At 37.3% G+C, this 14588-nt stretch carries 5 protein-coding genes, 2 tRNA genes and 3 rRNA genes; 8 read left to right on the top strand and 2 right to left on the bottom strand.

The features are described 5' to 3' along the window. Positions 1 to 92 precede the first annotated feature (92 nt). The 7 genes from MPR_RS05475 (at position 93) to MPR_RS05505 (ending at position 10417) form a co-directional block, all read left to right on the top strand. Positions 93 to 2084 carry a S8 family serine peptidase gene (locus MPR_RS05475; RefSeq protein WP_041890032.1) on the top strand — a complete coding sequence of 664 codons (1992 nt, stop codon included), beginning with the start codon at positions 93 to 95 and terminating at the stop codon, positions 2082 to 2084. Positions 2085 to 3159: 1075 nt separating this feature from the next. Next, positions 3160 to 4677, top strand: a 16S ribosomal RNA gene (locus MPR_RS05480). An 80-nt stretch (positions 4678 to 4757) separates the two neighbouring features. Next, a tRNA-Ile gene (locus tag MPR_RS05485) sits at positions 4758 to 4831 on the top strand. A 76-nt stretch (positions 4832 to 4907) separates the two neighbouring features. Next, positions 4908 to 4981 (top strand) — tRNA-Ala (locus MPR_RS05490). Between the two features lie 118 nt (positions 4982 to 5099). After that, positions 5100 to 7991: ribosomal RNA gene (locus MPR_RS05495) — 23S ribosomal RNA — on the top strand. A 106-nt stretch (positions 7992 to 8097) separates the two neighbouring features. Beyond that, a 5S ribosomal RNA gene (gene rrf, locus MPR_RS05500) occupies positions 8098 to 8207 on the top strand. Together the 16S, 23S and 5S rRNA genes with 2 tRNA genes alongside form the textbook arrangement of a ribosomal RNA operon. A 278-nt stretch (positions 8208 to 8485) precedes the next feature. Further along, positions 8486 to 10417: a polysaccharide biosynthesis protein gene (locus tag MPR_RS05505; RefSeq protein ID WP_041890034.1), complete on the top strand. Its 1932-nt coding sequence runs from the start codon at positions 8486 to 8488 to the stop codon at positions 10415 to 10417. Here the strand turns inward: MPR_RS05505 and MPR_RS05510 are convergent. Both MPR_RS05510 and metK read right to left on the bottom strand, forming a co-directional pair. After that, positions 10414 to 12063 (bottom strand): MutS-related protein, encoded by a 1650-nt coding sequence (locus MPR_RS05510; protein ID WP_041890038.1) that lies wholly within the window; start codon positions 12061 to 12063, stop codon positions 10414 to 10416. The two genes, MPR_RS05505 and MPR_RS05510, sit on opposite strands and share 4 nt — an antisense overlap. Positions 12064 to 12191: 128 nt before the next feature. Further along, positions 12192 to 13484 carry a methionine adenosyltransferase gene (gene metK, locus MPR_RS05515; RefSeq protein WP_006259455.1) on the bottom strand — a complete coding sequence of 431 codons (1293 nt, stop codon included), beginning with the start codon at positions 13482 to 13484 and terminating at the stop codon, positions 12192 to 12194. Between the two features lie 456 nt (positions 13485 to 13940). Here metK and MPR_RS05520 point away from each other — a divergent pair, with 456 nt between their 5' ends. Then, on the top strand, positions 13941 to 14585 hold the full coding sequence (locus tag MPR_RS05520) for a carbonic anhydrase family protein (protein WP_041890042.1): 645 nt from the start codon (positions 13941 to 13943) through the stop codon (positions 14583 to 14585). Positions 14586 to 14588 lie beyond the last annotated feature (3 nt).

Raw genomic sequence — 14588 nt, forward strand, 5'->3', positions numbered from 1 at the left:
GTTGTATTTTTATATTCACAATAAGAGTTTTTTTAGAGCACAATCATATATTTGGACTTCTAAAGAATATAATTCTAACCACATTGATATTGATGAAGGATGTAAGAAGTATAGTATATGCTTTATTATTTAGTAGTTCACTGTTTGCCCAAAGCCCTCAATTGAGAAATGAGATAAGGAGTCAACAAGATGAGCAGAAGAACAAAGAGATTATACAACAGTTTAGCAGAGAGGTAATGTCAGATAAAGAGGCTGTCTTACAGTTTCAACAACAATATAGTGTTCCTACTAAAGGAGTTTATAAGGACGGACGTATTTATCAGTTGAGAGCCATTGAAGACGGAGATATTCCCATTTATTATGCTACTCAGAATGCGTTATCACGTAGTCTGACAGGTGTAGATAATATTTCGAAAGGAGGTAGACAGAGAGTGAATCTTCAGGGTAGAAATATGATTATAGGGCTATGGGATGGTAAGCCTGCCTTTGAGCAGCATCAAGAGTTTAAGAGTAGTGCTTCGAGCCGTGTGATTTTAAAGGATCGAGATATTAATATTGCTAAGCTTAATGGTGAAGACTTAGAACGTGCAGAACTTGGGAAGAACCATGCTACTCATGTAGCGGGTACCTTAGTTGCAAGCGGGGTATATGCTCCAGCTAAGGGATTAGCTCCTGAAGCTAGCGTATGGAGTTATGATTGGGATAACGATATAGTAGAGATGGCCTCAGCAGCCCAATCGGGTTTATTAGTATCTAATCATTCTTATGGGATAGCAGCACTAGATGATTATGATAATCCACTAGTTTCTCCTACTTATTTTGGATATTATAATAAGGACGCTTATCAGTTGGATAAACTGACTTATACATATCCATATTATCAACCAGTGATTTCAGCAGGTAATGATAGGGAAGATTATGCTAAAATAAATCCTACCATGAATGGCAATGATTTATTATTAGGAAATACTAATGCAAAGAATGCGGTGGTAGTAGCTGCTGTGGGATTAGATGGTACTGATCAATTAAGTGTAGCTAAGTTTAGTAGTTATGGTCCTACAGGAGATTTTAGGATTAAGCCTGATATAGCTGCGCCAGGAGTGAAGATTCTGTCTTCAGCATACGAATTACCAAGGTATAGTAATGCTAGTCCTTCAAGTGATTTGTATAAAGTAATGAATGGTACTTCTATGGCATCGCCAGTCGTATCAGCTATTCTAACGCTTTGGCAACAAGGATATGTGCAGTCACATCATTTTCCGATGCGCTCTGCTACATTGCGTGGGTTGATGACTCATACTGCAGAATATCTTGAAGAAAAATACCCAACCAATAAGATAGGATGGGGAATGATTAATGCCGAGAGAGGAATACAGTTCATGAAGAATGTGGATGATGAAAGTGCGGTTTTAAAAGAAAGTGTTCTACTTAATAAAAAAGAGTTTCGATATAAGTTTAAACTTGACAATCCTTCTGATAGATTATTAGTCACATTAAGTTGGACGGATATAGAAGCACTATTTGATTCAAGAGAATTAAATAGAAGTGTTAAGAATAATAAACTTATCAATGATTTAGATATTAGACTGTATAAGGAGGGGGAAGAGTATTTTCCATGGTATTTAAATAAAAATATGAGTAACCTCAATGCTCTAAAAGGAGATAATGATGTCGATAACCTAGAAAGAATAGAGCTTATAAACCCTGATGCAGGAGAATATGAAGTAGTGGTAAGTCATAAAGGTGAATTGTCGTATGGTAGACAAGACTTTAGTCTTTTAATCAGTAATGATGATTTAGAGGGAATAGAAAAGGTGTCAAGTACTAAAGAAGTGGATCCAGAAGATATTATAATTTGGCCAAATCCTGTTCAAGATATCGCAAATGTTGAAGTAACGAAGGATAAAGTATTTACTATTTCAGAAGTAGAGGTTTTTGATTTAAGTAATCGTTTAGTAAAACGATTTAATTTCACAGCAACTAATCGTGCAGTGATTGATATGAGAGAATTAGAAAGAGGAGTATACTTATTAAATATAAATGTAGGTGGAGAACGCGTTAGAGCCAAAGTATTGAAGAAGTAAGAAATATTCTTAAAGAATTTTACAGCCCTGGACTATATAGTCTAGGGCTTTTTTATTGCCACTATAAGTTAACCCTCTTCAAGAGTGCGACAAGACCTCTTCAATATTGTTTCAAGAAAGAGGTGCTCAGGTAGAGTAATCTTGGAGAAATGTTGAAGCGGTGTTGAAGAAGTAGGCATAAAGGCTTGTTATTACTGGGATTGGGAAGTGTTGTGTTTTTATAAAGAGAGTATAGATAATATGCTTTACTTATTGATAAACAGTTATTTGTGTTGTTTTTTGCTCAATATGAGAATAAAAAAAGTGTGCCTGTTTTTCTTCAAAACAAGGATATAGGTACTTTATAAGGGGCTTTTCTTCTAAAAATACATACCTATATAAGTATAGAGACTATAAAAAGGAAGATAAAACACCTTTATATAGGATAAAGTAACATCTATACATAGACAGAAAGGCTATATGAAGGCATATTCTCAATTATTACATATATACAATAGAGTACAATATTAAATACATTCCGCCATCCAACCTTACGTATATATAGTATAGAGATTGTATAAGGCTATAATCTTTTAAAAAAGACAAAAAAACTTTCACTCGTAAAAGGTGATATAATAGAGAGTTATGAAATACTTTTCAAAAACCTTAAAAAAAAGGCAAAGATAAGTTTGGAAGTAATGGAAAAGATACTACTTTTGCATCCGCATTAGAGAAGTGATAACGACTCTAGAGGCAGACGATCATAAACAAAAAGTGAAGCAAGAGCGACTGAAAAATAAGCTTTAAAAAATTTATAAAAATAAATTTGGATAAGTAAAAAATAAGGTAGTATCTTTGCAGTCCGCTTCAGTAAAAACGGGAGTTTAGTGAAAAAATAAAGAAAAATATTTTTTAAAAAAGTTTTGCTAATTCGAAATAAGTTTTTACTTTTGCACTCGCTTTGAAAAACAAGTGAGACTTAGAAATAAGAAGACAACGTTCATAAACATATTGGATTGACAGCATACAAATAAGAGAGTAAGGCAAATCGCAAGATTTGGGATTATACTTTTTTAATTTACGAAATTAAAAATATACGATGAAGAGTTTGATCCTGGCTCAGGATGAACGCTAGCGGCAGGCCTAACACATGCAAGTCGAGGGGTAGAAAGAGCTTGCTTTTTTGAGACCGGCGCACGGGTGAGTAACGCGTATGCAACCTACCTTATACAGGGGAATAGCCCGAAGAAATTCGGATTAATGCTCCATGGTTTATCGATATGGCATCGTATTGATAATAAAGATTTATCGGTATAAGATGGGCATGCGTATCATTAGCTAGTTGGTGTGGTAACGGCATACCAAGGCGACGATGATTAGGGGTCCTGAGAGGGAGATCCCCCACACTGGTACTGAGACACGGACCAGACTCCTACGGGAGGCAGCAGTGAGGAATATTGGTCAATGGAGGCAACTCTGAACCAGCCATGCCGCGTGCAGGATGACGGTCCTATGGATTGTAAACTGCTTTTGTACAGGAAGAAACCTCTCTACGTGTAGAGACTTGACGGTACTGTAAGAATAAGGATCGGCTAACTCCGTGCCAGCAGCCGCGGTAATACGGAGGATCCGAGCGTTATCCGGAATTATTGGGTTTAAAGGGTTCGTAGGCGGCTTTGTAAGTCAGTGGTGAAATTTCCTAGCTTAACTAGGACACGGCCATTGATACTGCAGAGCTTGAATAATATGGAAGTAACTAGAATATGTAGTGTAGCGGTGAAATGCTTAGATATTACATGGAATACCAATTGCGAAGGCAGGTTACTACGTATTTATTGACGCTGATGAACGAAAGCGTGGGGAGCGAACAGGATTAGATACCCTGGTAGTCCACGCCGTAAACGATGGATACTAGCTGTTCGGTTTTCGGACTGAGTGGCTAAGCGAAAGTGATAAGTATCCCACCTGGGGAGTACGTTCGCAAGAATGAAACTCAAAGGAATTGACGGGGGCCCGCACAAGCGGTGGAGCATGTGGTTTAATTCGATGATACGCGAGGAACCTTACCAGGGCTTAAATGTAGATTGACAGATTTGGAAACAGATTTTTCTTCGGACAATTTACAAGGTGCTGCATGGTTGTCGTCAGCTCGTGCCGTGAGGTGTCAGGTTAAGTCCTATAACGAGCGCAACCCCTATTGTTAGTTACCAGCGCGTTAAGGCGGGGACTCTAGCAAGACTGCCGGTGCAAACCGTGAGGAAGGTGGGGATGACGTCAAATCATCACGGCCCTTACGTCCTGGGCTACACACGTGCTACAATGGCAAGTACAGAAAGCAGCTACCTGGCAACAGGATGCGAATCTCCAAAGCTTGTCTCAGTTCGGATTGGAGTCTGCAACTCGACTCTATGAAGCTGGAATCGCTAGTAATCGGATATCAGCCATGATCCGGTGAATACGTTCCCGGGCCTTGTACACACCGCCCGTCAAGCCATGGAAGCTGGGGGTACCTGAAGTCGGTGACCGCAAGGAGCTGCCTAGGGTAAAACTAGTAACTAGGGCTAAGTCGTAACAAGGTAGCCGTACCGGAAGGTGCGGCTGGAACACCTCCTTTCTAGAGAATAATTAATAAGTATGATACTTTACTCTCGCTGTTAATACCAAAAAAAAGAATAAAAGAATTAAGTAATACAGAGTCTCGTAGCTCAGCTGGTTAGAGTACTACACTGATAATGTAGGGGTCGGCAGTTCGAGTCTGCCCGGGACTACTAGTTTACTAATTTGATAAGGAAATACTAGAGGTTAGCTAACCGTTTTAAAGGTAGTGATACCGATAGATAAAACGGGGGATTAGCTCAGCTGGCTAGAGCGCCTGCCTTGCACGCAGGAGGTCATCGGTTCGACTCCGATATTCTCCACAAGGACAAAAGTCCACAAGTTCATTGACATATTGATAAAACTTAACTAACAAAACAGTTAGAAAGAATAAAAAGATATAGAAATATATAGAAAGTACGATTCGAAAGAATTGTAAGCACATAAGCAAAATAAGGGCGTATGGGGAATGCCTAGGCTCTCAGAGGCGAAGAAGGACGTGATAAGCTGCGAAAAGCTACGGGGATTGGCACACACGAGTTGATCCGTAGATATCCGAATGGGGCAACCCACTATATTGAAGATATAGTATCCTAATAGGAGGCGAACCCGCTGAACTGAAACATCTAAGTAGGCGGAGGAGAAGAAAACAAAAGTGATTCCGTAAGTAGTGGCGAGCGAACGCGGAATAGCCCAAACCAAAGTTGTTACGGCAATTTTGGGGTTGTAGGACCACGACATTTCTTGCGGATTTAATGAGAATTACCTGGAAAGGTAAACCGAAGAGGGTGATAGTCCCGTATTGGTAAGAGAAGATAAGAATAGTGGTATCCTGAGTAGGTCGGGGCACGTGAAACCTTGATTGAAACTGGCGGGACCATCCGCTAAGGCTAAATACTCCTGAGAGACCGATAGTGAACCAGTACCGTGAGGGAAAGGTGAAAAGAACCGTGAATAACGGAGTGAAACAGATCCTGAAACCATACGCCTACAAGCGGTCGGAGCTTCTTTGTGGGGTGACGGCGTGCCTTTTGCATAATGAGCCTACGAGTTACCGTTGCTGGCAAGGATAAGTGATTAAGTCATGGATCCGTAGCGAAAGCGAGTCTTAATAGGGCGCTTTAGTCAGTAGTGGTAGACGCGAAACCGTGTGATCTACCCATGGGCAGGTTGAAGTTTAGGTAACACTAAATGGAGGACCGAACCGTTTAACGCTGAAAAGTTTTCGGATGACCTGTGGGTAGGGGTGAAAGGCCAATCAAACTCGGAAATAGCTCGTACTCCCCGAAATGCATTTAGGTGCAGCGATGATCGATAGTTACTTAGAGGTAGAGCTACTGATTGGATGCGGGGGCTTCACCGCCTACCAATTCCTGACAAACTCCGAATGCTAAGTAATGATAATCATCAGTGAGGGCATGGGTGCTAAGGTCCATGTCCGAGAGGGAAAGAACCCAGACCATCAGCTAAGGTCCCCAAATGTATGCTAAGTTGAAAAAACGCGGTTTGATTGCCCAGACAGCTAGGATGTTGGCTTGGAAGCAGCCATTCATTTAAAGAGTGCGTAACAGCTCACTAGTCGAGCGATCGAGCATGGATAATAATCGGGCATAAGTATACTACCGAAGCTATGGATTTGCGCAGTAATGCGTAAGTGGTAGGGGAGCATTCTAACGGCGCAGAAGGTGATTTGTGAGAATTGCTGGAGCTTTTAGAAAAGAAAATGTAGGCATAAGTAACGATAAGGGGTGCGAGAAACACCCCCGCCGTAAGACTAAGGTTTCCTCAGCTATGCTAATCAGCTGAGGGTTAGTCGGGACCTAAGGCACACCCGAAGGGGGACGTCGATGGCCAACGGGTTAATATTCCCGTACTACTAATAATTGTGATGGAGTGACACAGTGATGAAAGCACCGCGAACTGACGGAATAGTTCGTTGAAGCACGTACCTATAGGTTTGATAGTAAAATGCGTCAGACTTGGAGAAATGCGATAGTACTTTGAGTCTTCGGACAACGAGATAGTGTGCCTAAGGGCTGTCAAGAAAAGCTTCTAAACTTAGATTATTAGTACCCGTACCGTAAACCGACACAGGTAGTCGAGGAGAGTATCCTAAGGCGCTCGAGAGATTCATGGCTAAGGAACTAGGCAAAATAGACCTGTAACTTCGGGAGAAAGGTCGCCAGCGCAAGCTGGCCGCAGTGAAAAGGTCCAGGCGACTGTTTATCAAAAACACAGGGCTCTGCAAAATCGTAAGATGACGTATAGGGCCTGACACCTGCCCGGTGCTGGAAGGTTAAGAGGAGATGTTATCGATGATTTATTGTTGAGAAGCATTGAATTGAAGCCCCAGTAAACGGCGGCCGTAACTATAACGGTCCTAAGGTAGCGAAATTCCTTGTCGGGTAAGTTCCGACCTGCACGAATGGTGTAACGATCTGGACACTGTCTCAGCCATGAGCTCGGTGAAATTGTAGTATCGGTGAAGATGCCGATTACCCGCAGTGGGACGAAAAGACCCTGTGCACCTTTACTATAGCTTAGTATTGTTCTTGGATAAGTGATGTGTAGGATAGGTGGGAGACTGTGAAATGGCGTCGCTAGGCGTTGTGGAGTCATTGTTGAAATACCACCCTTTGCTTATTTGAGATCTAACTCCTTGATTGAGGAGGACATTGCTTGGTGGGTAGTTTGACTGGGGTGGTCGCCTCCAAAAGAGTAACGGAGGCTTCTAAAGGTTCCCTCAGCACGCTTGGTAACCGTGCGTAGAGTGCAATGGTATAAGGGAGCTTGACTGAAAGACTAACAAGTCGAACAGGTACGAAAGTAGAGCATAGTGATCCGGTGGTTCCGCATGGAAGGGCCATCGCTCAAAGGATAAAAGGTACGCCGGGGATAACAGGCTGATCTCCCCCAAGAGCTCATATCGACGGGGGGGTTTGGCACCTCGATGTCGGCTCGTCACATCCTGGGGCTGGAGAAGGTCCCAAGGGTTGGGCTGTTCGCCCATTAAAGTGGCACGCGAGCTGGGTTCAGAACGTCGTGAGACAGTTCGGTCTCTATCTACTGTGGGCGTTAGAAATTTGAGTGGATCTGATTCTAGTACGAGAGGACCGAATTGGACCAACCTCTAGTGCATCTGTTGTCTCGCCAGGGGCATCGCAGAGTAGCTACGTTGGGAAGGGATAAGCGCTGAAAGCATATAAGTGCGAAACCCACCACAAGATGAGATTTCTTTAAAGGGTCGTTGGAGATTACAACGTTGATAGGCTATAGATGTGAAGACAGTAATGTCAAAGTCGAGTAGTACTAATAACCCGTAAGCTTATGTGAATCTCCCCTTGTTTTTAACAAGGGGAGGGCAACTTTCTAAAATATAGTTAAGTTTAAAATATCAATATAGTTAAAAATATTAGTTACGTTAAAGTAACAACCGATTTAAGGTGGTTATTGCAGCGGGGCTCACCTCTTCCCATTTCGAACAGAGAAGTTAAGCCCGCTAGCGCAGATGGTACTGCTAACCAGTGGGAGAGTATGTCGCCGCCTTTCTTTATAGAATCCCCAATCTCGTATGAGGTTGGGGATTTCTTTGTTTATAATATTTTAAAAGTATATATCTGGTATAAATATTTGATTGTTCTTAAGTTGTTTTTTTGTTTTTGTTAATCTTAGTGTATTATTGTTTGTTAATTTATTTCTAAAAACTTAATAATAAGAGAAAAGGGTGAATACACTGTATTTTCTAGTGAAGAGTAATAAAGGTGACATTTTATGCATTATATTTGCATTTATAAAAATTGTAAGAATCGTTATCAAAAGAAAATCGTATGAATAATGCGCTGAAAAGACAGTTAAAGCGTGATACACCCAGGGGTATCATATTTATAATAGACTTGTTAATTGTCTTGTTTACTTATTTTATTTCAAACCTTTTGTTAACTAATTTTTTTGGTAATTTCTCTATTGAATTAATGTTAAAGAGAATACCAGTATTATTAGTTTGCTATATAGTTAGTTTTTTAATATTTAAACCTTTTAAAGGTGTTATTAGACAAACGAGTATAAAAGATATTGAGACTATTTTTATTTCTTGTTTGTTTTCTGGTGCAATCATGATGATTGTAAGTTCACTACAACGAAATGAGTTCTTAGGATCTAGTTTAGAGCCTTATTTGAGATATTCGTATTCCTTCGTATTATTACATCTATTCTTTACGTCAGCGATGCTTATTTTGGCTCGTTTGTTCTACAGTCAGTTTTACCGTAGTTATGTATTAGATGTTAGAAATCATAAGCGCGTTATTATTTATGGAGCGGGTGATTCTGGAATTATTACTGTAGGCGCATTACAAGGGGATACAAAAGTAAGAACACATATTGTAGCTTTTGTAGATGATAATAGTAGTAAATCAGGTAATAGGTTAGGTGGTTACAAAATACATAATCCTTCTATCCTTGATGAAACTTATGTAACTAGTAATCGTATTGATGAAATAATTATTTCAATTCAGAATATTACTAGAGAAAGATTAAATGATATATCTGAAGTATTAGAGAAGCTTCCTGTTAAGATTAAGATTATACCACCAGCTACGGATTGGTTAGATGGTTCTTATACTAATAAACAAATTAAGGAGTTAAAAATTGATGATTTACTAGGACGTAAAGCAATACAGTTAGACAATCCTATTATTGGTCGAGAGATAGATGATAAAGTAGTGTTGATTACTGGTGCTGCTGGTTCTATTGGAAGTGAGATAGCTAGACAAGTAGCTCGTTTTAACTTTAAGAAACTTATATTAGTCGACCATGCTGAATCTCCTTTGTATGATGTGCAACAGACTATGGTTTCTAATAAATGTAGTGATATTGTTTATGTTGTTGGAAATATTAGGGATACAAAGAAAATGGAATCTTTATTTGAACTTTATAGACCTAATTTAGTATATCACGCAGCAGCTTATAAACATGTTCCTCTAATGGAATCGTTCCCTTATGAGGCTATTCATACAAATGTAAAAGGTACTAAAGTGATTGCAGACTTATCAGTTCAATTTGGAGTGTCAAAGTTTGTGATGGTATCTACGGATAAAGCTGTTAATCCTACTAACGTTATGGGGGCGACTAAGCGCGCAGCTGAACTGTATGTATCAACATTAAAAGATAATGGTGTTACAAGCTTTATAGTAACTCGTTTTGGGAATGTTCTAGGGTCTAATGGATCTGTGATTCCATTGTTTAAACGTCAGATTGATGCTGGAGGTCCATTAACAGTAACACATCAAGATATTACTCGTTTCTTTATGACGATTCCTGAAGCTTGTCAGTTAGTGTTAGAAGCTTCAATTATGGGTAATGGAGGAGAAATCTTTGTTTTCGATATGGGTAAATCTATGAAGATATTTGACTTAGCTAAGCGTATGATACGACTGAGTGGTTATAGTTATCCTGAAGATATCGACATTAAGATTACTGGTCTAAGACCTGGAGAGAAGATATTCGAAGAATTATTAGCTAATGATGAGAATACGGTGAAGACGCATCATGAAAAGATAATGATTGCTAAAGTACGTAATCAAGATTTAGATATGGTAAAAGCGAATTTAGAGATGATTTGTAACTATGTGTGTGAGAATGAGGGACAGGATGATGTAGAATACTTAGTGAAGCAGTTAAAGACAATTGTACCAGAGTTTAAGTCTCAGAATTCAAGATTTGAATGCTTAGATGAAGAAATAGAAAAATGTTCAGTTAGTTAACTGAACATTTTTTTTGTGCTATAAGCTAGATCTGTAATCTCTGTAGGGAAATCATTTAATTCTAATATTTTGATTGCATTGGTTGTTTGTGGCTGACCTAGTTTTAATTTGTAGTCAAAATGTAACTCATTGTCGACAATACTTTCTTGTAAGTATTGACATTGATAACCTTCTTTTTCTAGTAGCTCAATGAGTTCGATATCATGTGTGGATACAATAACTATATCTTTCTCTTTATTTAGATATTTAAGTATAGCGTACGCAGCGGAGATTCTTTCTTTTGTATTAGTTCCTTTTAGTATTTCGTCTAATACATATAATTGTGGATCTGTAGTATTTGATTGTATTATAAAGCGCTTTATTTGTTTCACTTCTTGTAGGTAATAGCTAGTGTCATTATGTAAGTCATCTGTTATTCGGATAGAACTATTGATTTGGTAAAAATTAGCTTTATATGATGTAGCGAATACATACCCTATTGTTTGAGCTAATATTGTATTTAATGTTAATGCTCTTATGAATGTAGTTTTACCAGCCATATTAGAGCCTGTTAGTAGTAGGCTTTTATTTTTTAAATGTATTGTATTACTTACACAATTTTTGATTAATGGATGGATTAGATCTTCTATTCGTATTTCTTTGCTATTGTGAAATATAGGTTGGCATAGTTGATTATTTGTCTGTAGAGAAGCTATTGAGATTGCAGTATCAATTTTAGCAATTGTTTCAAAAGAGGTTTTTAGTTCTTCTTTAGCATCTTGTGCTCTTAAGAGAAAAGATTCGAAGGTTATAACTTCTATATTAAGCATTATTTTTAGTAGTTCTATAGGGAACATTACTAATGTAGTTATTTCATCTTTAATAGCGCTGTCTGATGTAAAAAAATAGGTTAGTGTATTTAATTTACGCAGTTTAGATATAGCATTTTTAGTTTCAGTAAAATCATATGCAGTAGATAGCTTTTGCATCCTTACTAACTGTATAGTTGAAGTAAGAATATGTTTAAAGTTTTGTGTAGCACTTAGCTGATCATATTGTGCATATTTATTTTTATAGTGTAAAACTAAGTTGATACTAAATATAGGAAGCAATAATAGTATCCAGATTAAACTATGTAAACTTAATAGTACAGAACTAATTGTAATAATATTCAATGCATAAGCTAGCTTTAGCTTAGAACGATTTATTGTGATATTATGAGTGAATAGAGTGTGATAGTAGTATATACTTCTATTCGTTAAGGTACTTAGTAATATTTGTACTTTTATCCTCTCATCACTGTCAGTTCTGAAGAAATTAATTGTTTGATCAAGATCTCTTACTTCTTCTGGTGACTTAATGGTGTGCAGTTTATGATATAAGTATTGTTGTCCTATTAAGGAGTGTGTTCTGTCTAGATAAGTAAACGTATCATCTAGATCAAGATCTTGATTAATGGTTTGACTAATTTTTTGATACGATGTAGTATGACTTAATGCAAGATGGTAGGATGCTATTTTGTCAAAATTAAAATCAGTAAATCCCTTAGGATGCCCCCAGTTTTCTTTTAATTTTTGAAGTTGAGCTTTTCTTTTGTTTCTATTCCTTTTTTTATCAAGAAGAATATATAGTATCAGTAATATAAGTGTACCTAGGATCCAGTTCATGATTTTGGTTTAGTTAAGTAAATATAAACCAATTTTAGAAATGTGTATAAGAGAGGATTTTTCTTATATGTAAGTATAAAAAAAGAGACTACTAATAGCAGTCTCTTTATATGAATTGAATAAGAATATTATAAGCTAAATTTAGCTTTGATATCTTCTACTCTGTCTAATTTTTCCCAAGTGAATAATTCTACTTCTACTTCTTTAGTTTCTCCACCAGGTCTAGTGAATACTTTTTTCACTACTTGAGGTTTACGTCCCATATGTCCATAAGCAGCTGTCTCACTATAGATAGGGTTTCTTAATTTAAGACTAGTTTCAATGAAGTATGGTCTTAAGTCAAATAACTCACTAACTTTTTTAGCGATTTCACCATCAGTTAGATTAACATTGCTTGTACCGTAAGTATTGATGTATAAACCTGTAGGTTTAGCAACTCCAATAGCATAAGAAACTTGAACTAATACTTCATCAGCAACACCTGCTGCCACTAGGTTCTTAGCGATATGTCTAGTTGCGTAAGCTGCACTACGGTCTACTTTACTAGGGTCTTTACCAGAGAAAGCACCTCCACCGTGAGCACCTTTACCACCATAAGTATCTACGATAATCTTACGACCAGTCAATCCTGTATCTCCATGAGGACCTCCAATAACGAATACACCTGTTGGATTGATTAAGTACTCTATTTCTTCATTATTCTCAAATAAATATTTGTATTGAGGATATTTATTTAAAAGACGAGTAATTAAGATCTCTTTGATGTCTTTCTCTATTCTTGCTTGCATTGCTTTCTCAGCAACTTCTTTAGCTTGAGCAGAGTTATCCGTTGGTTGAACGAAATCATCATGTTGAGTAGAAAGTACGATAGTAACGATTCTGATAGGAGTATTGTTATCATCATATTCTAATGTAACCTGACTTTTCGCATCTGGTCTTAAATAAGTAACTTCCGTGTTTTCTCTACGGATAGCTGCTAATTCTTGTAACAATTTATGAGAAAGGTCTAATGCTAGAGGCATATAGTCTTCAGTTTCTTTAGTTGCATAACCAAACATCATCCCTTGGTCACCAGCTCCTTGTTCTTCTGGACTCTTTCTGTCTACTCCTTGGTTGATATCTGCAGATTGTTCATGGATAGCAGACAAGATACCACATGAGTTAGCGTCAAACATATATTCACTCTTAGTGTAACCAATACGTTTGATTACCTCTCTAGCGATTTGTTGTACGTCTAGGTATGTTTTAGATTTAACTTCACCAGCTAAAACTACTTGTCCTGTTGTTACTAAAGTTTCACAAGCTACTTTAGAATCTTGATCGAATGCTAAAAAGTTATCGATTAAAGCATCAGAGATTTGATCAGCAATTTTATCTGGATGTCCTTCACTAACTGATTCAGATGTAAAGTAATAAGCCATAATAATTATTTTTTAAGATTTTAAAAATAGAGGAAATGGCTAAAGGGGAAGTATCAATTTCTGCTTTAGCATTTTTTACCGAGGTTGCAATCAGTACAAATTTTTCCTCCTGTTATTTATGATGCAAATGTATTAACTATTTTGGTAATCAAACAAATATTTTTGCAATTTATATTAATGTTAACGATTGATTGCAATTATAATTGATTGGGGAATATATGTTTAGAGCTAACAAATGATTAGAATACATAGCTAATTTTATATCTCTGTATGGTTCATCACTTTTTAGTTCTTTTACGTAGAAGAGTAAGATAAAGGTTGAGATATTAATTGTTAATTATTGTTTATGAATTACAGTATTAATAAAAATTGCTTCAAAAAATAATAATACGTTATATTTTATTGATTGTTTTGTATTTTTGCTATCAGTTTACAACTTAAATAAACAACAATCGAATGAGACTACACAACATAGAAGACCAAAAATTAGTTACACCAAAATTAGCTTTAGATTTCTTAGTGGAAGGAAATAAGCGTTTTGTAGAAAACTTAAAAGCACATAGTAATCTGTTAGAGCAAGTAAACTCTACTAAAGAAGGGCAGTTTCCATTCGCTATTATCTTGAGTTGTATCGACAGCCGTACATCTGCAGAGCTAATCTTTGACCAAGGGTTAGGAGATATCTTTAGTGCACGTATTGCTGGTAATGTCTTGAATGAAGATATTATTGGATCTATGGAATTTGCATGTAAATTAGCGGGTAGTAAGCTTATCATGGTTTTAGGACATTCACATTGTGGAGCTATTACTGGAGCTTGTAAAGGTGCTAAATTAGGGCATTTAACTAATCTATTAGCTAAGGTAGAGCCATCGATTGATTATGTAAAGGCTAATAATAGTGAATTAGACATCCATTCTAAAGAAGCTGTTGATTTAGTAGCATATCACAACGTAGAGTATACTATCGATCATATCCTAAATACAAGTACTGTACTTAGTGAGATGTATGAAGCTGGTGAAATAGGTATAGTAGGAGCTTTTTATAAAGTAGAAACAGGAGAGGTGAATATCGTTAAAGAGATGTTCATCGATAAAAAATAGTAC

It is taken from the genome of Myroides profundi, from assembly GCF_000833025.1.
Taxonomy (GTDB): domain Bacteria; phylum Bacteroidota; class Bacteroidia; order Flavobacteriales; family Flavobacteriaceae; genus Flavobacterium; species Flavobacterium profundi_A.